Annotated in this window: 18 protein-coding genes; 7 read left to right on the forward strand and 11 right to left on the reverse strand. The window is 40.8% G+C overall.

The window, feature by feature from the left end:
- Positions 1-121: 121 nt before the first annotated feature.
- From IPH84_12840 to IPH84_12880, 9 genes are all read right to left on the reverse strand, one after another.
- Entirely contained in the window at positions 122-280 is a 159-nt protein-coding gene (locus tag IPH84_12840) for a hypothetical protein (protein MBK7174091.1), read from the reverse strand.
- Positions 267-647: a hypothetical protein gene (locus IPH84_12845; GenBank protein MBK7174092.1), complete on the reverse strand. Its 381-nt coding sequence runs from the start codon at positions 645-647 to the stop codon at positions 267-269. Before IPH84_12845 ends, IPH84_12840 begins: the two co-directional genes overlap by 14 nt.
- Entirely contained in the window at positions 647-1,633 is a 987-nt protein-coding gene (locus tag IPH84_12850; GenBank protein MBK7174093.1) for a hypothetical protein, read from the reverse strand. Before IPH84_12850 ends, IPH84_12845 begins: the two co-directional genes overlap by 1 nt.
- Positions 1,605-4,505, reverse strand: a complete 2,901-nt coding sequence (locus IPH84_12855) for a right-handed parallel beta-helix repeat-containing protein (GenBank protein ID MBK7174094.1) — start codon at positions 4,503-4,505, stop codon at positions 1,605-1,607. Before IPH84_12855 ends, IPH84_12850 begins: the two co-directional genes overlap by 29 nt.
- Positions 4,475-4,990: a hypothetical protein gene (locus IPH84_12860; protein MBK7174095.1), complete on the reverse strand. Its 516-nt coding sequence runs from the start codon at positions 4,988-4,990 to the stop codon at positions 4,475-4,477. Before IPH84_12860 ends, IPH84_12855 begins: the two co-directional genes overlap by 31 nt.
- A 233-nt stretch (positions 4,991-5,223) precedes the next feature.
- Positions 5,224-5,823 carry a hypothetical protein gene (locus tag IPH84_12865; GenBank protein ID MBK7174096.1) on the reverse strand — a complete coding sequence of 200 codons (600 nt, stop codon included), beginning with the start codon at positions 5,821-5,823 and terminating at the stop codon, positions 5,224-5,226.
- Between the two features lie 70 nt (positions 5,824-5,893).
- Positions 5,894-6,091 (reverse strand): hypothetical protein, encoded by a 198-nt coding sequence (locus tag IPH84_12870; protein MBK7174097.1) that lies wholly within the window; start codon positions 6,089-6,091, stop codon positions 5,894-5,896.
- Between the two features lie 307 nt (positions 6,092-6,398).
- Positions 6,399-7,658, reverse strand: coding sequence for a tetratricopeptide repeat protein (locus IPH84_12875; protein ID MBK7174098.1), 1,260 nt, complete (start codon positions 7,656-7,658; stop codon positions 6,399-6,401).
- A 4-nt stretch (positions 7,659-7,662) separates the two neighbouring features.
- Positions 7,663-8,181 carry a hypothetical protein gene (locus IPH84_12880; GenBank protein ID MBK7174099.1) on the reverse strand — a complete coding sequence of 173 codons (519 nt, stop codon included), beginning with the start codon at positions 8,179-8,181 and terminating at the stop codon, positions 7,663-7,665.
- Positions 8,182-8,347: 166 nt separating this feature from the next.
- Here IPH84_12880 and IPH84_12885 point away from each other — a divergent pair, with 166 nt between their 5' ends.
- The 6 genes from IPH84_12885 to IPH84_12910 all read left to right on the forward strand — a co-directional run bounded on the left by IPH84_12885 (position 8,348) and on the right by IPH84_12910 (position 15,458).
- Positions 8,348-8,788, forward strand: a complete 441-nt coding sequence (locus IPH84_12885; GenBank protein ID MBK7174100.1) for a hypothetical protein — start codon at positions 8,348-8,350, stop codon at positions 8,786-8,788.
- Entirely contained in the window at positions 8,688-10,115 is a 1,428-nt protein-coding gene (locus IPH84_12890; GenBank protein MBK7174101.1) for a tetratricopeptide repeat protein, read from the forward strand. The genes IPH84_12885 and IPH84_12890 overlap by 101 nt, the downstream gene beginning before the upstream one ends.
- Before the next feature lie 244 nt (positions 10,116-10,359).
- Positions 10,360-12,219, forward strand: a complete 1,860-nt coding sequence (locus IPH84_12895) for a hypothetical protein (GenBank protein MBK7174102.1) — start codon at positions 10,360-10,362, stop codon at positions 12,217-12,219.
- 7 nt (positions 12,220-12,226) lie between these two features.
- Positions 12,227-14,071 carry a PKD domain-containing protein gene (locus tag IPH84_12900; protein ID MBK7174103.1) on the forward strand — a complete coding sequence of 615 codons (1,845 nt, stop codon included), beginning with the start codon at positions 12,227-12,229 and terminating at the stop codon, positions 14,069-14,071.
- Positions 14,071-15,069, forward strand: coding sequence for a T9SS type A sorting domain-containing protein (locus tag IPH84_12905; protein MBK7174104.1), 999 nt, complete (start codon positions 14,071-14,073; stop codon positions 15,067-15,069). Before IPH84_12900 ends, IPH84_12905 begins: the two co-directional genes overlap by 1 nt.
- A gap of 26 nt (positions 15,070-15,095) precedes the next feature.
- Positions 15,096-15,458 carry a hypothetical protein gene (locus tag IPH84_12910; protein ID MBK7174105.1) on the forward strand — a complete coding sequence of 121 codons (363 nt, stop codon included), beginning with the start codon at positions 15,096-15,098 and terminating at the stop codon, positions 15,456-15,458.
- On the opposite strand, the gene IPH84_12915 is transcribed toward IPH84_12910, so the two are convergent.
- Positions 15,451-16,902 (reverse strand): AAA family ATPase, encoded by a 1,452-nt coding sequence (locus IPH84_12915; GenBank protein ID MBK7174106.1) that lies wholly within the window; start codon positions 16,900-16,902, stop codon positions 15,451-15,453. The two genes, IPH84_12910 and IPH84_12915, sit on opposite strands and share 8 nt — an antisense overlap.
- Before the next feature lie 350 nt (positions 16,903-17,252).
- Positions 17,253-18,302: a GMP reductase gene (locus IPH84_12920; GenBank protein MBK7174107.1), complete on the reverse strand. Its 1,050-nt coding sequence runs from the start codon at positions 18,300-18,302 to the stop codon at positions 17,253-17,255.
- A 398-nt stretch (positions 18,303-18,700) separates the two neighbouring features.
- On the opposite strand from IPH84_12920, the gene IPH84_12925 reads away from it, so the two are divergent.
- Positions 18,701-19,798, forward strand: a 1,098-nt coding sequence (locus IPH84_12925; GenBank protein MBK7174108.1) for an ATP-binding protein, incomplete at its 3' end; no start/stop codon positions are given.

The raw sequence follows: 19,798 nt of genomic DNA on the forward strand, positions 1-19,798 counted from the left end.
ACGGGACTGTTTCTTCAACTCAATGACTGTTTTTTTTGACCCAAACCGCCATAAGGTTGAATCTTTTATTTTCCTGTTATTCCATGAATTGAATGGTTAAGGAATTAGCACTGTTCACGTTTTAAGGCTTTGAAGTCTGGACGGTAATTGTAGAATTATTATCAATCATAGCCATATCAGAACCATCAACAATACCGTCACCATTAACATCCTCTGCATTATATCCAAGCAGAGTGGCTGTGCTTGCATTATCAATCGCTGCCATATCAGATCCATCCACAATACCATCCTGGGTTTGCATCACCTCCCCAGATAAGGTAATCGGTCCCGGATAATTTCAGATTATTCCCAAAAGCTTGTGAAACAGCTGTCGAAAAATCATAGGATATGGTTCCGATTGCGCTGAAATCGATGGCTGTAGCACTCCAGGTTTCGATGCTATTACGATTTTTCACAACGATATAGTAGTTACCTGAAATAGTGCCTGGTAATGAATTAATTAATATCATTCCATCAGTTAGCAAGTTCACATTTTCATAGGAATATTCCATTGCATAAGGTGATGTGGCATTATGAAGTTCAATGGTTACCTGGTCAGCGATTCCTGTACCAAACTGTGAGCCTGAACTTCCTTGTGCCTGGCTCATTAATCCACTACAAGCCTGAGACCTTCGAGAAATAGTTTCAGATTAAGGGTCTTGGTTGCCGGAGCATTAATTGTGAGTATTCCTGAAATATTGGTTGTTCCATTCCAGAAGCCTCCATTAAATCCACCATATACATAGCTGCTATTTCCAAACTGGAACCTGGTTGCATAATAGTAAGTGCCGGCACTGGTGATCGCAGTACCTAAATCAGCCTTGAACTCATCGTTGTCGCCTGATTGTCCGAAGAATGGAGCCGATACCCAGTTGGTCCATGTATTGGGGTCAGAATTGGTTGTGCTGTAACCGATCCATGCCTGTAATCCATAGGTAGCACCTGCCGGTGAAGTTATGCCATTAGGAATGTAAGCCTGGGCATAAACATCATATGCATCTCCAATATTTATGGAACCAGTTCCCGGCCATTGCAGGTTAGCCCAATTAATGGAGCCACCCCAGGTGTCGTTGATGGTAGTATTACCTGATACTGAAGCTAAACGATTGGAACCACCGGTGTATTCTCCACCGCCCCATCCTGCATTTTTGAAATACTTATATTCATAGGTTCCATTTGGCAATACAAGAGCAATAGTATAGGTTAGCGTTGTTCCAACCTGAGTCATCAGTAAGGCAGGATTTGTACCGGGTTCATTCCAGACAGCACCAGGGAAATTGCCGGCCAGGTAAACCTGGTCACTTCCCGGAGTGAATCCGGCTGCAGTCGACATATCAACATTCATGGTAACAATAGAGGCTTCACTCGTTGTAAACGTCATGTCCTCACCATACATGGTTAAGCCTGATGTTGTGAGTCCGCGGGCCCTGTAATGATAAACCGTAGATGGCAATAATCCGCTGAGATTTGCAGAAATGGCAGTGTTTAAAGACCCTGAAACTGAAGATGGAGAAGCTGCAACCGTGTACCCATAGGAGTTTGAGGTTCCATAATCGTAATAAGTGTTAACATCGTAATTGGCTGCATTCACCATTCGCTTGAACAGTTGCTGACTGATAAGTTACAGCAGTGGCTGAACTAGTAACAACAACAGGATCAATGGCAAATTCATAGGCACCAATGTCTGGAGGATTACTTCTGGATGTTCCTGCAAAGTCAGTAGGTACGCCCGGTATATAGGAACCGGCATTATTCATGGCTGTAGTTGTAGGGAACAGGTTGGAAGGAGAGGTAAATTGTGGGTCTATGGTAAGTGAGTTGGCTTCCTGTGCTGTATATGCCTGCCAGGATGCGAGTGTTGGGAAGTCGAATTCGATTCCGAGTCCATTGGTATATTTCTGTGCTATATGAGCATTTGTGCCATCAATAAAATAATCATTATTATTGATGATACTAAACATTGAAGGTGGAGTACTGATCATTATTCCATAAGCTTTTCCATATCCGGGGGCTCCTCCTCCAAGGGTGGTCATTGAATTCCGTAGTATGTTGTTTCGTATTTCAAAGTTTCCTCCTGTTGCCTGGTAATAAAATCCTAAACAAGCTGAAGAAGCATCCCATGAGGCTGCAGGAGATAGATAGGCACCTGTAAGGCTTATGGAATTGTGTAATATTTTGACATTTCCCCCGCTACGGAAAAACATTCCATAGGTGATGTTTTGTCCTACTCCCGGATTAATCCCTGGAGAATGAATGTCATAAATGAGGTTGTTTGAAATCTCAGTTACAGTGGATGCATCAGAGGTGGCAAACCATAACCCTGAAACTCCCCATCCATCATCAGATGAACGCCAGAAAGTATGAATCTTATTCTTTTGTACCTTGGTATTCGTTGATAAGGGTCCTAAATAAACTCCGGTTTGGCCGGTATTCAGTGAACTGCCTGGAGGGCCCATAATCTCATTATTGCTGATCACTGTATTATCAGCATACTCGAGATAAATCCCTATTCTGGTTACTGCAATCGAATCATAAATTGAACCAATCAGGTTATTGGTAATCTGGAAATTTCGCAGGATATTTCCACTAACACCTTTTATGGAAATGGCATCAAAAGCACTGGTAATGTGATTGTTGTCAAATATTACATTCTCATGCCCACCTCCTGTATTAGGAACCATGATAGCACTATTTCCAGCTGATGCATGAATAGGTTTAATCCTGATATTGCAGTTTTTGATTGTGACATTGGTGACTGGGTTGGATCCGCCGCTATTACGTATAGATATTGTATAGTTTTCCAATGCGGTTTCATTATTCGCAATACTCGGATCCCTGGTGTTGCTATTTATTGGATCTTCAATGGTGAAATAGTCTATTCCATTCAAATCAAACAATCCAGTTGGTACGCTTCCTGATATTACAGTGGTCATATCTTCATTTGGTCGCAACGTCAATGTGTTTGTAGAACTTGAACCAGGATTTGATACAAAGTTGATAGGGAAGGTTTCAGAAGGATAAGTGGGGTCATCCAGAAGTAAGGTTAGTGGTCCACTGATGAATTTGGTGCTGATATCGATTGCAGCAGCGGTGATAGTTGTATAGTCTTTCCCTACTCCCACATGGTAAACCCCTGAGATCCCCTGCATAACAGTATAGGTTGAAGGAGGAACTGGAGGGGTGGAACATGAAGGCGGGTTAATTGAAAACCCACTTGCTCCGGGTAAGGGGTAAGAGGTTGCATTCGGTATTGTAGCATTATCCTGAGCAACAATATAGTATGAAACAAGATCGCCAACGCTTGTTCCTGCTCCAAAAGCAAATGAATATGTGGAACCGCTTACCCAATTTGCCACAGCAGGTAGCCATGCGCCGGAATTAATCTGCCAGTATAAAACCGGAAGTCCTGTACCGGAGGTTGGAATTCCTGAACCATCAGTGATAGTGGCTGTGAGAATACGGTTTGTGGTAAGGTTTGTTGCTGACAATGGTGTGTAAGTTATGGCTGGTCCTGTAATATCATTTGGCAAGCCGCCGATTTCATCTGCCCCGATATCGGGTGCATTAGGAGTAAATCCATCATTCACAGGATAGCCTGCAGCAGGGAACCTTAGATCAGTATCGTAGTCAGTAAGTATCACAACAGGGGAAGAAACTGAAATACCTCCTGCCTCACATTGGGTTGCAACCTCATTTTGAAGATGAAGGTCGGTTGAGCCAGAAGCGATGCTTATAAAAGGTGGCATTTCAGTAACTGATTGTAATTCACGAGGGTATACTAGCGTTTTATAGTCATTAAGAGTTTGATAACCTGTTGTTCCATTATAAAAGATCAACTTATTTGCTGAGGGTGTACCCGCAAATAGATTATTGTAATTGGATGTTGCCTGGAAGTTGGTAAGCGAAGTGTTGGGGAATCGGACTACAACGGTCCTGCCTGTACCTGATGGGGTTGAAGTATTGACAAGAATATTGTTACGGATATCTGATTTGGTGGCTGAACCCGTTATTGAAAGTGCAGCCGAACCAAAGTTTGCCCCGGTTGAAGTATTGTTAAGATAGATGGTATTATTAAATAGGTTGAGCAGTGTAACGCTTGATGATGAATAACAGCCGAACAACCTGTCGTTTGAAGTGGTGGTACCGCTGGTTGCAGGGGCCCTGAAATCACCGGCCATATTGTTATAAATATTGTAAGTGTGAGAGCCAACAATATTGAAACCATAGATATAAACGGAGGCTCCGAGTCCTTCAATGTTTCTGATTGTATTCCTGTAATAATGACAGGGTCCGCTTCCGGATGTAACATTATACGCGGTGATGCCGTAGGTTTGTCCTTCAGCTTTGCTGATGTTCTCTATTAAGTTGTCATAAACATTTTGTGATCCTGCATCTGTGCCTGAATAAATCAGGTTTGCAGTTCCGTTAGAGCCAATCACATTGTTAATAACCTGGTTGTTGAACATGTTAAGTGAAGATGCTTTCCCTCCGACATAAAGAAGTTGGTACCCCCACCTCCAACTATTGATTGTGTGCGGGTATTACCGGAAATCACATTATCGTGAACTATAAAGGAGCCTGTTGTTATAACGGTTGAGGCAACCTGGCACTGAAGGTACCGAATGGTTCCTGTTGCAACAACGGAAGCACTTCCTGTTGAATTATTAGTAACATTATTTCCATAAACATTCACATTGGTTCCCAGGTTGGTAAGGCTCATGAAATAAACAGTGCCAGTGGTAAGTGTCGGGTAAGTACAACCGGAAACAGTATTATTATAGATGTTCGTGGTACCTGAACTCGCTGATGCCCCCATGTCACTAAAAATAGCATTGAGAGCTACTGTTCCGGTTCCATTAAACTGAAGATTGACCGTATTGCCATAAAGCTCATAACTTCCGTTGTTTGCAGTGGTTAGGTAAATGCCACTGGGTGAGCCATTGCCTCCCATGGTGCTGGTAATGATGTTATTGGCAACGATCAGATTGTTCTGCGCCTTTCCATATATACCATAGCCGGCAACAGCAGGTGTTGCCGTTTGACCTGCAACATTCGTTATGGTATTAGCGCCATCTTTTCCTATTTCATTGTTCTGGTCCAGGTAACTATAAGGAGCGACTATATCATTATATCCTGTGACGCTGATACCGGAATAGCAATTGTCGATCTTATTACTATATATTTTTAGGTTTGAATTAGTCCCGAAATATTATTAACAGGTAACACAGTGGTGTTGGCAACAGTATGATTGTTTGCATAAATACCAACTGTTGCGGTATAAGCAATGTTTAACGAAATATTGCAGTTGGAAATAGTGATGTTCTGTGATCCATTACTTTCTGAATTTTTAAGGATTGCAAAGCCCCATTCCATCTGAGAGGTTGCATTTGTATTCAGAGGATTCTCAACAACATTGATCCCGTCAAAAGTTACATAATCGCAGCCTGATATCGTAAACACAGCATCCATGGTGCCAATTCCAACAGCGGCGGTAATAACAGGATTCAGGCCACTGCCTGACTTTTTAAAAACAATCGGTTGTGTTGCTGACCCGGTAAGTGTTGTAATACTTCCGGCCGATGGGGATGTAAATGTTTCCACATAATTAGCAGCTATATTAAATGTGACCCCGCCAGCACCAACATTTTGGGCATTTAAATCGGCAATAGCGGCTTCAACAGTGCTGTAATCACCGGGAATTGATTTTATACCGGTGAGAGGCTGCGCATAACTTAATCCGCTCACAAAGAGTGCGATTAAAAGGATGAGTAAATTGTTTTTCATGGTTTGGGTTTTTGGGTTGGATTCTTTGTTAAAATATTTTGAAGATCGATGTAATGGTTGGTTGTTATGGCTATGCAGTTTTATTCCCCTGCGATTCGTTTACCTTATAGGCCTGAAGTTCATCCGTGATCTTTTTAAGTATTTTGTTCTGTAGTCGTCGTTTTTGAATGAAATTCCTGATTTCACCCATTTCATCAGTTAAAGGCAGTTCGGAGACTAGAATCTGCTTTTTTTCTTTTTCAGGCATGTCTTTCTTATGGGTTTTCATCAATCTTATTTTTGATGCTTTATTAAGCAAGTATTAAGTCGAAATCAGCAGGTCGGAGTTGTGTCAAGTCGGATGAGCAGGGTTTTAAGATAAAGATCATGAACGGTTCTTTTTAGCAGTTCATTCTTTAATCTATGCCAATAAGAATGGCATCGTGTCCGACAAAGATGTGATGAAGGAATAGGGAACTCCAAAAAAACAACCCATACAATACCTTACAAGTATGGAAAATGTACCCCTACAATACCTTTATTTTTACGTTTTTTAGAAATGTAATAAGTTGAAAATTAATAGTATAAGTAGAATTTTATAAATGTGAAAGAAATGTAATCAGGTTTACATCAGAGTTGTTAATTCCTAACTTTTGCCTCAGGCGATGCCGGGCTATTTCAATAGTGCTTACTGATTGACCGGTTAGTTCAGAAATCTCTTTACTTGTCATATTAAGCCTTAAGAAAGCACAGAGTTTCTGTTCATTGGGAGAGAGGTTCGGATATTTCGACAGCAGTGTGTTATAGAAATCAGAGTGTACTTCCTTAAAGCGAAGGGTAAACTCCTTCCATAATTCATCCTCCTGTCCTTTCTGAAGTTCTTTGCCAATTTTTCTGATAGCTGATTTGGTATCCTGTGAACCAGCTTCCTTTGCCAGGGCCATAAGTTTCTCAGAGATATCGGAGAAGATTTCATTTTTCTTCATCAGCGACATAACATTCAGGGTGAGTTCCTTTTTCTTGAAATCAAGTTCCTGTTGCAGGTTCTCTTTCTCCAATAATGATTTCTTAGCTTTTAGCCGGATATGATTCATTATGAGTACAATGATTATTATACCAAAAATCAGGCACAAAAAAATGATCGAAATAATCACCATTCTTCTTTGTTCCCTGATTTTTTCTTTCTGCTCATTTTTCTCAAATTGGTACTGAAGCTCAAGTTTAGTTAGTGTTTTCTGTCTTTCACCGGCCGATAAGCTATCTTTCAATCTATTCTCCAGTTGGAAGTAACGAAATGCCTTGATGGTATCTTTTTGTTGAAGGTAGGTTTCGGTGAGTATCCCAGCGGCTTGCATTACCACTTCCTGGGAACCCTGTTTCCTGGCCATTAGAAGAGCCTTATCGGCATTTACAATAACATCATTTAATTTTCCCAGCTTCAGATAAATACTGGCAGCACTGAAATAGCATTTGGCAATACGCAAATCGTTACCTATCTCATAATAGATTTTCCTTGCCTTTAATACATAATCCAAAGCCAGGTTATACTCACCTTCATTGCTATAAACTTCCGAAATATTAAGGTAATTGCTGGCTTCAAGATTCCGGTTGCCAGTGGACTGGTTAATTTTAAGGGCTTCTGAATATTGGTTCAAAGCTTTTTTGTACTCTTTCTGAACATTATAAACCTTTGCCACATTATTCAGATTACTCGCAATGCCTTCCTTACTATTAATTTCCCTGGCAAGTTTAACTGATTGTGAATAATATTCCAGAGCTTTGTCATATTCATTCTGATCAAGATAGAGCGTCCCGATTCTACAGTAGGTTTGCCCCATCCCTGTTTTATCTTTCAATGACTCATAAATTTTCAGGCTCTCGAAAAAAGTATTCTGAACTTTTTTTCTTGTCGCCAATATCATAATACACAATTCCTATGGCATCATTACTTATGGCAAGTTCTTTTTTACTATCCAGTTTGAGTGCAAGGCTTCTTGCTTCAAGTGCTGATTGCATGGCCATCTGAAGGTCGGAAGTGAGGAAGTAATGTAAGCTCAGCCCCAGGTAGGCTTTCATCTGACCTCCTTCGAAATTCACGGCTTTGGCTAATTTCAGGGCTTCTGCGGAGTATTCTATTCCTTTGGCCGGGTTACTGTAAGTAAACTGATGAGCCAGTTCAACAAGTGCCAGAATCTTTTCCTTTTCATCGCTTGTAGATCCAATAACTTTTTTTAGACTATCAGCCCTATTTTGTGCTGAGCATACAGTAGTGTTAAAGGATATAGTTATCCCCAGCAACAGCATAGCGATAAAAATCCCTTTCTTGTTCATTTTCGTTTTTATCAATTCAAGTGCACCAGCAGCAAGCATTTTTGTCATATACAGTATTTCAAATGTAAGACAATTCAGCCATTTTTAAATCAATTGCCGTCATAAAGCTTGTTCAATATCATAGTATGTTCATGAAGCAGGAAGGTTCAAATGATATTACTTTCTTACTTTTGCCGGACAATGTGGAGTCTAGATCTTCATAATTTATGAAATAATGAAATTCAAATTTGCCTTCCACCTGGTTCTTCTTTTCTTTGTCATTCAGGCTTGTAATCAACGATCTGAGGTGAATTCTACCGGATCGCCGGAAGTAAAACAATGGATAGCCAGGGTTTTGCTTCTTGCTACCAAAGAAAGGCATTCCAATGATAGTATAGGTATTCTTCTTGATTCAGCAGAGTTAAGCTCAAAAGTGCTTCATCTCGATTCAAGCAGGGCTGCTGTTCTTTTCTGGAAAGGAATCATTCAGTATGAAGAGAATAATTATACAGATGCTGAAGCCCTTTTCTCCGAAGCAAAATCTATTGCTGAGAAAAATAATTATACAATGCAAGATGCCTGGAACGACAGGCTTCTATTCACCTGGTACAGACGATCCATATCTTGCCTTGAAATTATACTTCCAAAGTCTTGCTCTATGCGAGAAAGCTGGTGATAGCGGAGGGATGGCCAAAGTATACAATGTCCTGGGATTCTATAAAGGTCAAACCGGACAATTTGATTCTGCTGTTTTATTGCTGAACAGGGCGATGGAAATCAACCGGCAGCTCAACGACCGGCGAAATATGATCGAGAACCTGGGAAATCTTGGCTATGTGTACCGACAAAATGGTAAGAATGCTGAAGCCGAAAAAATATATCATTCGTTAATCGCAGAATTAATCGCCAGAAACGACAGCTCCAGCCTCCCTGTAATCTACTATAACATGGCTGCTTTCCGGCAGGAAGATCATCAGCTTGATTCAGCCATTTATTATTTGAGAAAAGCCATGGTGATTGCTGAAATTACAGGGGATACAGCCCTCCTTTCAACTTTATATGGCAATACTGGTGAAATCTTGATGGACAAAGGAAGTTTTGATTCTTCAAAAGTCTACCTCAATCGTTGTCTTCAGTACTCCATCCTGACCGATGATGTGGAAACTCAATTACAGGCTCTGAAATTCCTCATAAAAGCCGATACCCTTTCAGGCAAATACAATGACATTGGCAGTTTATACAATCGTATTACTGTATTGCAGGATTCAGTGTTTGAAAGGAAACAGCGTAACAATTCCCGGACTATCGAATTACAATATGAGAATGAGAAAAAAAGGAATCTGATTGAACTTCAGGAGATTGAGATCCAATCGAAGACAAAAGTCAGGAATTTATTACTGCTATTACTTATTACTGTTATTGCTGCAGTAGTTTTACTGGGCAGGATGATCTTTTTGAGAAAGAAGAACTATTTGAAGGATAAATTGCTACTTGAAAATAAGATTCAGCTAAATCAATTACAACTTGATCAGTTAAAAAAAGATGAAGAGATTAACCGGTTAAGCATTGAGAAATACCAGGATGCACTTTATATAAAGGAAAAGGAACTTGTAAGTATTGCACTTGGAATCGAGCAGAAAAATGAATTGCTGGACCTGATCAGTAAAAGGATTCAGGAGTCATATCAGAAAGGGACCGACCTGGCATCTCTCAATCAGATTGTGGGTTCTATTAAGGCACAATTAACGGAATCAGAAGATGCTGATTTATTTAACCAGAGGTTTACTAATCTTCATCAGGATTTTTTTACCAAACTTCAGGATGCACACCCGGAATTGAGTAAAACAGAATTAAAATTTTGTGCCTATTTGCGCATCCAGTTATCAGGAAACCAGATCGCATCTATTATGAATGTTACTACCGAAGCGATCAGGAAAACAAGGTACCGTATCAGGAAAAAATGGATTTGTCCAGGGATGCTTCCCCGGAAGCGTACATTATGAAATTTTGATATTTGATAATGAGGCTATTGCCCTATAATATAAATATCCTGTTCACTTCATTTAAATAAAAAAGTCCGCTTTTTGTCCGCATACCGGATTTTTTGTCTACAGTTTGTCTACATATATTTGGTTGGGTTTTTGGACATTCAACTCCTTTTCATTTTGGGAAGGAAGAATGTCATTTTTTTTAATTCTCTTTTGTGCTTTAATCAAATTTAAACCATACCTACCAAACCAACTCAAAATGAAACGGAACAGATTTACTATTCTCACTACAATTATCCTTCTTTTAAACATAGGCATATGGGTTCCAAAAACTTTTGCCCAGGTCATAAACTCAGTAGATAATGCCCCTGTTGGCAAATTTTACCTGGAAATGATACAGGATCCTAATGTGAATTTTTATGAAGCACAAAGTGCCTTCAATAATTACTGGGCTAACCGTACAGATTTTAAAGGGAATGGCTATAAGGTCTTTAAACGTTGGGAGTATATCAACGAAACAAGAGTGTTACCTGATGGGAAACTACCCGCTCCGGAACAGGCAATGAATGAATATACCCGGTATATGAGTAAACTGGATGGACCAGCTTCTGCTTCAGGCAACTGGAGTATCGTGGGACCAACCCAATATTTTATCAATAATACCGGGCAACCAACAGGAATGGGCCGAATAAATGCCATCGCATTTCATCCAACTGATGTAAATACCATATATATAGGTGCCCCGTCAGGAGGTATCTGGAAAACTACAGATGGAGGTGCAAGCTGGGTAAATCTTGCCAATAACCTTCCAAAGCTGGGTGTCTCGTCAATTCTGATACATCCTGCTGATCCTAACATTATATACATTGGAACCGGCGACCGGGATGCAAATGATGCCCCGGGCATTGGTGTGTTTAAAACAGTGGATGGAGGAACTACCTGGGTTCAGATTAATAATACTATGGGAAATAAGGTTGTTGGTGATATGCTTATGCATCCTTCAGATCCAAATACCATTTTAGCTGCTACCAATGGAGGTATTTATAAAACAACCAATGGGGGTGCCACATGGACGCTTAAATCAGGCGCCTATAACTTCAAAGATATTCAATTCAAACCCGGTGATCCAAGCGTGGTTTATGGAGTGAGAATCACAACACCTTCACGTTTCTACAGGTCAACAAATACAGGAGATACCTGGACCCAGATAACCTCTGGCATACCTACAACTGATATTGGTTCACGAATGGTAATTGGTACTTCCCCGGCTAATCCTGCCTGTGTGTACCTGGTTCAGATTAAATCGACTGATGGTACTTTCGCTAATTTACTGCGATCAACAGATGCCGGTCTTACATTTTCAACGATGTCGAGTTCGCCGAATATCTTTGATTACAGTTGCGATGGAAGTGGAACCGCAAGCCAGGCTACATACGACCTCTGCATCAATGTAGATCCAGCCAATGCCAATACACTTTATGTGGGAAGTATCAATACATGGAAATCAATCAATGGGGGGGCATCATGGACCATCAGCAGTGTTTGGGCAGGAAATTGCAGTGGCACGGTTTCCTCGGTTCATGCTGATCACCATGTATTTGAATGGAATCCTCTAAATGGAAACTTATACCTGGGACATGATGGCGGAATCTCTTGCACTTCAAATGGAGGTATAACCTGGACCGAAATTACTGGTGGGTTGCCGATTTCTCAAATTTACAGGCTTGGCCAGGGCGCGACCAATAACAATTATACCCTGATAGGATTGCAGGATAATGGGAGTGCCGGAACAATAAATGGCAGTACATTTTATACAACCCGTGGTGGTGATGGAACAGAGTGTTTAATTGATTACTCCAATTCAAATTATTGTTACAATACCTATGTTGAAGGGGATATCAGCCGCTCGTCAACAGGTCCGACAGGTTCCTATTCCAGTATTGCATCCACTGGAACCAATGGAATTGGAGCTGATGAAACCGGATCCTGGGTTACCCCTTACATTTTACATGAATCGAATTCCAATGTAATGTTTGCAGGATATGAAAACGTTTTCAGGTGCGACAATATAAAAGCCAGCCCTGCTTCATCCGTTGTATTATGTTTACAAGTCGACTGACAAAGGAATGACATGGGTCGATATGGATCCTAACGTCAGCCTGCCTGATCTTACCAACAACACCCTGGTATTTGATAAAAACAGCAATGAGGGTATATACGTAGGTAATCAAACAGGAGTTTGGTTCAAGGATGCTACAATGACAGACTGGATACTATTCAGCAATGGATTACCCCCGGTTGATATTAGGGAACTTGAGATATTCTATGATCCGATAGGTACCCAGAACCGTTTAAAAGCTGCTACTTATGGACGGGGTCTCTGGCAAAGTGATTTACATGAGACAGGTGTGTTAAATCCTGCAAATTTTACTACTGAAGTTAGCAGCAATACACAAATAGACTTAAGTTGGTTACTGTCATCAGGCAATAGTGTATTACTTGCATTCAATACTACTCCAACATTTGGAAACCCTGTGAATGGAAATACCTATTCAACATCCATCCCGGGAGGAGGTACCATACTATACAGCGGAAGTAATGCATCCTTCGACCATGCATCGCTTGTTCCCTACTACTATAAAATTTGGTCATATGACGGAGCAATGGCATATTCTGCTGGAAGTACTTCGAATGCCACCACAACCTATTCATCGGCAAACTTCAATACAGATATTGCCGTGAGCTGCACAGGAAGCCTGACAGTAAATTTTACAGATGCAAGTTTGGGGGCCTATAATTCCTGGGTATGGGATATTGATAACAATGGCACAACCGATTACACCACTCAAAATCCGACACATACGTATACTTCACCAGGACTTTATACAGTAAAGCTGGTGGTAAACAACGGAGATTCCGAAATTATCAAAGAAAACCTGATCCTTGTGATGAACAGTGAGCCTACTATGAACATAGGGTGCGCACTCACTTCCAACAGCAATAACGGGAATGCCTATGGAATTGGATTATCCAGGTTTGCATTAGGTGCCATTGATTTTACTACCTCAAGTAATGATGGTTATTATAAGAACTATTCCTGCAGCAAGTGGACATTACTTGAGTTTAATAAAACCTATTCAGTCACTATCCGGACTGGAACTGCAAATAATGAGGGAGCTAAAGTTTATATCGACTATAATGATAATGGAACTTTTGAATCAGGAGAAGCAGTGGTATCATTCCCTGCAAATAAGGAAGGTACACGGACTTTATCATTCACAACACCTTCTTCCGGGGTGGAACTTAATAAAGGAATCCGTTTGAGAGTGCTGTCGAAATTCGGTTCTGTTCCTTCTTCAGCCTGTGATATCAGCTCTTATGGCCAGGCAGAAGACTATACTGTTTATTTTGTGAACGATGCCACTTGGGTTGGAACGGTAAGCAGCGATTGGAATACTACTGGAAACTGGAGCTACAGTGTTGTTCCTGGTGCATCACTCAACGCTATAATTCCATCAGGCTCAACCAACTACCCTATACTTACAGCCGATGTTACCTGTAAAAATCTATCTATTCGTTCAGGGGCTTCTGTAACAATAAATCCGGCAATAGCACTAACAGTTAACGGAACATTGATCAATGAAGCAGGTACCTCAGGACTTGTAATAAAAAGTGATATTTCTGGAACTGGTTCCCTGATTCATATATCAGAAAATGTGAATGCGACTGTTGAACGCTACATGAACAATACCGACTGGACCAACTGGGTTGATGGCTGGCATTTTCTCAGTTCACCCGTATTAAATCAACCCATCAGTCCAAATTTCACAACCGATCCATATGATTTATATACATGGTATGAATTTCAGAATCTTTGGGTGAACTATAAGAATACTACCGTATCCCCACCTGGAATGATGTTAATGGGGAACAAATTTCAACCTGGGCAAAGGTTATATGGCCGCATATGATGAACCAGGCACGATTATTTGAAGGAGTTTTAAATGTTGAAAATGTTTCAGTAGGAAATTTAACAATTACTGGTTCTACCCAGGTAAACCGCAGCTGGCATCTCCTTGGAAACCCATTCAGCAGTGCCCTTATCTGGGATGGTGGATCGGAGTGGTCCTTAGTAAATATTAGTGGCGTGGCAAAGATATGGAACGAAGAAAATCAAAGTTATTCGGATCTGAGTTCAGTGCCTTCTGGTGTGATACCTTCCACAAATGGTGTCATGGTGCAAGTTATTTCAGGAAACGGTAGCCTGGTATTCCCGTCAAGTAAACGAGTTCATTCTAACCAGCCGTTTTATAAATCAACAACCCCACATATTAAACTGGTTGTGAAAGATCTGGAAAAGGGAAATGCACAGGAAAGTCATATTTTCTTCAATACTGATGCATCCAATGGTTTCGATATGAAGTATGATGGTGAATTCCTGGAAGGATATGGCCCGAAGTTCTATTCATCTGCCGAAGGATTATACTTAAGTACTAACACCCTTCCTTATCCCATTCAGGGGACATCAATCCCTTTTAGTTTAATTCCGAATGAAGGAGCTTCTTACAAGCTTTCATTTCAAGGACTTGAGAGTGTAACTGAAACACTCTACCTACTTGATTTGAAACTTAACACTATCATTCACCTGAATAAAAATCCTGAATACAGTTTCACATCAGTGGCAGATGATGATGCCCAGCGATTTGTGCTGAGTTTCTCTGCTGTGGGGCTTGATGAATCCTTAACGGATGGTAAGATTACTGCATGGTGTGTCAGAAATACAATTTATGTGGAGAGTGGTGAAGCTATTACCAAGGTAGAAATCTTCGATATCCAGGGGAAACTTCTCAGCGAAAAATCGCTCGAGGGAAAAGGGCTTCATAGCATTCCTGTAAATTATGCTTCCGGTACTTATCTGATCAGAGTATCTGGTGGGGGTATGGTAAAAACGATGAAACTTGTAAAGTAGAAATAACACTCAGCTATTGATATACCATGAAAACATTTGCTATAAAATCCAGCTTAATACTGTTATTGATTGTTTCAGTTTTTTATGTGAGGACAAGTTCAGCACAGGAGCCACCACATCCACCGACTTCAGGACACGGGCAAGCCGGTAATCAGAATCCAACCAATGGTGGGGCTCCGGTTGGCGAAGGAGTATTAATACTATCCATTCTTGGATTACTTAGGGCAGGATATAAGATCTTCAGGTTTGAAGGAAGGGTTCAGAATAGAGAGTTGAATTGGATTGTACCAGGGATCCCATTGCCCGCCGGCCAATGGTATGGTCTGCACGCCCCAACGCGGACCTGTGGGTGGTTGGAGGCGGTTGTGTTTTTGGGGGAATCTAATTGAGTAAAAATTCATAATAAATTAAACAAAGGACCTTAGTGATATTATTCTGAACCAGTCCTGCAAAAGATGAACTGTTTTTTACCCCATAGGTTGTTACCATGGTCAGGAATAAAGTTTTGCGTGTTTTTGTCCGTTCCCGGAAGACTTTCAATTTGTTTTCCAATTCTTTGGAATAGCTTTTGGTAATCTCGAAATCGTTCACTGAAAATTTCATCTCACATACATTGATGCATTGATCCCGCCTGTCAATCAGGAGGTCAATCTGGGCACCAGGCTGACCGTTATCCGTATTACTTCGCCAGACCGAGGTTTCAGTGTACACGTTCTCGATTCCCAGGTCTTTCTTCAATAGATGAACATGTTTCATGCAAATACTTTCAAAAGCATATCCACTCCAGCTTTTCCAGGATGCTTCTGCCGAAAACCGGATCCATGTACCCGGCCCTATTGATCGGCTATTTTCAATGAACTTGATATAGAATAAGGAATACTCGTCTGTAAGTCTGTAAATGGCATCTTTAGCTTTGCGGTCAAAGGGAATAAAAGGAGTAATAAAACCTGATTCGGTAAGTTCTTCCAGCAACTGGGTAGCACCACCACCGCTTGTAAGACGACAACTTTCTATGATTTCATTCCTGGTAAGTCCTGATTTCTTTTTCGCCAGGGCCCTTATTATATCTATATGATTTCTGGCATTATCAAAGAGTGAACGATAAAGATTTTCAAATTCTTCATGCAAGAGGCCATCTTTTGTAAAGCAGATGCGGTCAATGGCCTGGGCTGCACTTTCTCCTTTTTCAATTTCCTTCAGGTAGTGAGGGATTCCTCCCATGACCATATATAGCTGAAGAATTTGGTACCTGTCAAGTTTAATCTTCCTGGCTTTTAAGAAAAGTTCTGTTTCATTGACAGTAAAAGGCAGAAGCCTTATTTTCCGGGTTACCCGGTTGTGGAGCCCTCCTTTATTCCTGATCACATTCTGTATCATCCAGGATGCAGCAGAACCGCAAATGATGATAATCAGGTTTTTTTGTTGTGAGGCCCAACTATTCCAAAAGTTTTCAAAGGCTGGCAAAAATCCTGAGCGCTTTGAATTAATCCAAGGAAACTCATCAAAAAACACGACTTTTCGATGTTTCTTAAGCAAAGGAGTAAGGTAATCGGCCAACAGCTGAAGTGCCTGTATCCAATTTGCCGGTTTTGCAAGGGGCAGGCTGCCTGAAGTTTTAGATAAGGTTCCGATGAAATTCTCAAGTTGCTGATCAAACGTTGCATTGTGCATTCCTGAAAATTCAAATGCCATCTGTTTCTGGAAATAATTCCGGATGAGAAAGGTTTTGCCAACCCTCCGTCGCCCATACATTGCAATTAGTTCAGCTTCTCCGGAGCTTTCAATTTTTGACAAAAGGACAATCTCATCCACTCTGCCTATGATGTTTCCCATGGATACCATATATTATACTTCGCCAAAAGTACAATAAAAATATATAAAATGGCGTGATAAAAATGTTTATACTTCGCCAAAACTATATATTTATTATAGAATGTGGCATGATAAAAGAGGAAGAATCCAGAATCCAGAATCCAGGATCCAGGAGTCAGAATCCAGTCAGTCCAGGAGTCAGGAGCCAGGAGTCAGAATTCAGAATGGCTTGACCATGAATCCTCCTGATTTTAGTTTACTTTAACTGTAAACCTATTTTAGGACAAGACAATTATCTGGAAAATTATTCTGAATTCTGAATTCTGACTCCTGAATTCTTTAAGAATTTATATACATAGACTGTCACTCAATCATTCTCCATTATCCGTATAAATTTGATTCTCCTGTTCCGATACCCTGATGAAAGTGGTACGTTTTGTAAGTTCTTTCAACTGCGAGGCACCTACATAAGTGCAAGTACTCCTGATTCCGCCCAGTATATCAAGAAGGGTGTTCTCAACGGGTCCCCTGTAGGGTACTTCAACGGTTTTTCCTTCGCTTGCACGGTAGTCGGCAACTCCACCCATATGTTTATCCATTGCAGTTGAGGAACTCATCCCGTAGAATAGCTTTGATTTCTTACCCTGTTTTTCAATAAGTTCTCCTCCACTTTCATCATGGCCGGCCAACATCCCCCCAAGCATAACAAAGTCGGCTCCTGCACCAAAAGCCTTAGCAACATCGCCCGGGGTTGTGCAGCCACCATCGCTGATAATCTGTCCACCCAGGCCATGGGCAGCATCAGCACATTCAATAATTGCTGAGAGCTGGGGATAACCTACTCCGGTCTTTACCCGGGTGGTACAGACTGAGCCCGGTCCAATTCCCACTTTAATAATATCAGCACCTGCCAGTAAAAGCTCTTCCACCATTTCCCCCGTTACCACATTCCCGGCAATGATCACCTTATCATGGAATTTTTTCCGTGTTTGCTTTACAAAAGCTACAAAGTGCTCGGAGTATCCATTCGCCACATCAATACAGATAAACTTAAGGGCAGGATTGTCATTGAGGATGTGCGAGATATTCTCAAAATCCCTGGTTCCTGTGCCGGTACTGAGTGCAATATGGTTTTCAATCCCTTTCGGAGCATTTTGCATGAAGGTTTTCCATTGCTCTATAGAATAATGTTTATGAATGGCTGTAAAGAGCTTTTTTTCGAATAATGCCAGGGCCATTTCAAAGGTGCCAACGGTATCCATGTTAGCAGCCATTATCGGGATTCCGCTCCATTCACTATTACTGTTCCTGAACCTGAAGGTACGCTCGAGTTTTACCAGCGAACGACTGCTTAGTGTTGACCGTTTAGGCCTGAACATCACATCTTTAAATCCTAGTTTAATATCGTATTCAATTCTCATGGGCTTGTGGGTTTGATGTTGCTAAGATACCCTATTTGGTGTTTTGCGGGAAGCATCAGAGTTACCTTTGTTTAGATTTCAATCTTTTAGACAATTTGATCTAATCTGCACTACTATTCTTTTCCTGATCTTAACACCCGGGAAGCTCTTTTTTTACAGGGCTTGCCAGTAGGTTTATTAATTTAATTACTCTGATCCAGCTTCATGCAATTGTTTAATTATCTAAGGAATATTAACGGATATAGTAATCTTGATACGGGTAAATCCGTTAATTTTTCATATGCATAGGTAAAAAAATCCGATAATATACCCCATACATAGGTAAAAATATCCGATAATTTGCCCCATGCATGGGTAAAATTATCTAAAATTAATTATCTTTGTTGAAAATTACAGATATGATTAGGAGAAAATTATTCCTCGATCTAAAAACACATTTGCTGAAGAAGGAATTCACCATATTAACAGGGGCCAGGCAAACCGGGAAATCGACAATGCTTCGACAACTGGAAGAATATTGCAGGGAACAGGATATTCCGGTTCTTTTTCTCAACCTTGATAATAAACCGATTTTACAGGAGCTGAACCAAAGCCCGTTGAATCTCCTGAAATTCATTCCGGAAAGCAGTCAGAGAGTAATCGTTTTGGTTGATGAGGTTCAATACCTGGATGATGCCTCCAATTTTCTGAAATTATTATATGACGAACATGCAGGGAAACTCAAGATTGTTGCAACCGGAAGCAGCGCCTTTTATATCGATGATCATTTCAGGGATTCCCTTGCAGGAAGGAAAAAACTCTTTCATCTGTATACCTGTTCTTTTGATGAATACCTGGAAATAGCAGGGAAGCAACAGTTGTTGCAAGAACTCAGGAATATCCTTTCGAAAAAGGATTACAGAAGTACTCAAATAGAACTTCTCCGGATTGAATGGGAAAGATTTATGATTTATGGTGGATATCCTTCCATTATCACTGAACCTGAAGTAGAAGAAAAGATAAACCGCCTGAAAGAAATCAGGGATTCATTCGTGAAAAGAGATATCATGGAAGCAGGCGTTCAAAATGAAACCGCTTTCTATGGCCTTTTCAAAATACTGGCTGCCCAATCGGGAAACCTTGTGAATGTGAACGAACTGGCATCCACCCTGAGGATTAAGAACGAAACCGTAGTCAATTACCTTACTGTCTTGCAAAAAAGTTTTCACATTGCTTTGGTAAAGCCTTTTTCAGGAAATGTAAGGAAAGAACTAACCAAAATGCAGAAAGTGTATCTCATGGATATGGGTTTAAGGAATTGCCTCCTGGGTAATTTTCAACAGCTTGCATTCCGTGCCGATAAGGGTGAACTATGGGAAAATATGATGTTCAGGATGCTGGCAGATAAGTATGAAATGGATGAGATCCATTACTGGCGGACAACTGCAGGGAATGAAGTGGATTTTGTTTTACCTGCCGGCAATGAACCAAAAGCCATTGAAGTGAAGTATGACCAG

Source organism: Bacteroidales bacterium (genome assembly GCA_016707785.1).
Taxonomy (GTDB): Bacteria; Bacteroidota; Bacteroidia; order Bacteroidales; family UBA4417; genus UBA4417.

Bases quoted from the DNA above. Each gene is read 5' to 3' on its own strand.
- IPH84_12850 (MBK7174093.1), bottom strand. From the start codon at position 1,633: ATGGTGAATGCAGCCAATTACGATGTTAACACTTATTACGATTATGGA.
- IPH84_12865 (MBK7174096.1), bottom strand. From the start codon at position 5,823: ATGAAAAACAATTTACTCATCCTTTTAATCGCACTCTTTGTGAGCGGA.
- IPH84_12910 (MBK7174105.1), top strand. From the start codon at position 15,096: ATGAAAACATTTGCTATAAAATCCAGCTTAATACTGTTATTGATTGTT.
- IPH84_12915 (MBK7174106.1), bottom strand. From the start codon at position 16,902: ATGGGAAACATCATAGGCAGAGTGGATGAGATTGTCCTTTTGTCAAAA.
- IPH84_12855 (MBK7174094.1), bottom strand. From the start codon at position 4,505: ATGTTCAACAACCAGGTTATTAACAATGTGATTGGCTCTAACGGAACT.
- IPH84_12890 (MBK7174101.1), top strand. From the start codon at position 8,688: ATGCCTGGAACGACAGGCTTCTATTCACCTGGTACAGACGATCCATAT.
- IPH84_12845 (MBK7174092.1), bottom strand. From the start codon at position 647: ATGAGCCAGGCACAAGGAAGTTCAGGCTCACAGTTTGGTACAGGAATC.
- IPH84_12870 (MBK7174097.1), bottom strand. From the start codon at position 6,091: ATGAAAACCCATAAGAAAGACATGCCTGAAAAAGAAAAAAAGCAGATT.
- IPH84_12880 (MBK7174099.1), bottom strand. From the start codon at position 8,181: ATGACAAAAATGCTTGCTGCTGGTGCACTTGAATTGATAAAAACGAAA.
- IPH84_12920 (MBK7174107.1), bottom strand. From the start codon at position 18,302: ATGAGAATTGAATACGATATTAAACTAGGATTTAAAGATGTGATGTTC.
- IPH84_12905 (MBK7174104.1), top strand. From the start codon at position 14,071: ATGAACCAGGCACGATTATTTGAAGGAGTTTTAAATGTTGAAAATGTT.
- IPH84_12860 (MBK7174095.1), bottom strand. From the start codon at position 4,990: ATGGGAGGCAATGGCTCACCCAGTGGCATTTACCTAACCACTGCAAAC.
- IPH84_12895 (MBK7174102.1), top strand. From the start codon at position 10,360: ATGAAACGGAACAGATTTACTATTCTCACTACAATTATCCTTCTTTTA.
- IPH84_12900 (MBK7174103.1), top strand. From the start codon at position 12,227: ATGACATGGGTCGATATGGATCCTAACGTCAGCCTGCCTGATCTTACC.
- IPH84_12885 (MBK7174100.1), top strand. From the start codon at position 8,348: ATGAAATTCAAATTTGCCTTCCACCTGGTTCTTCTTTTCTTTGTCATT.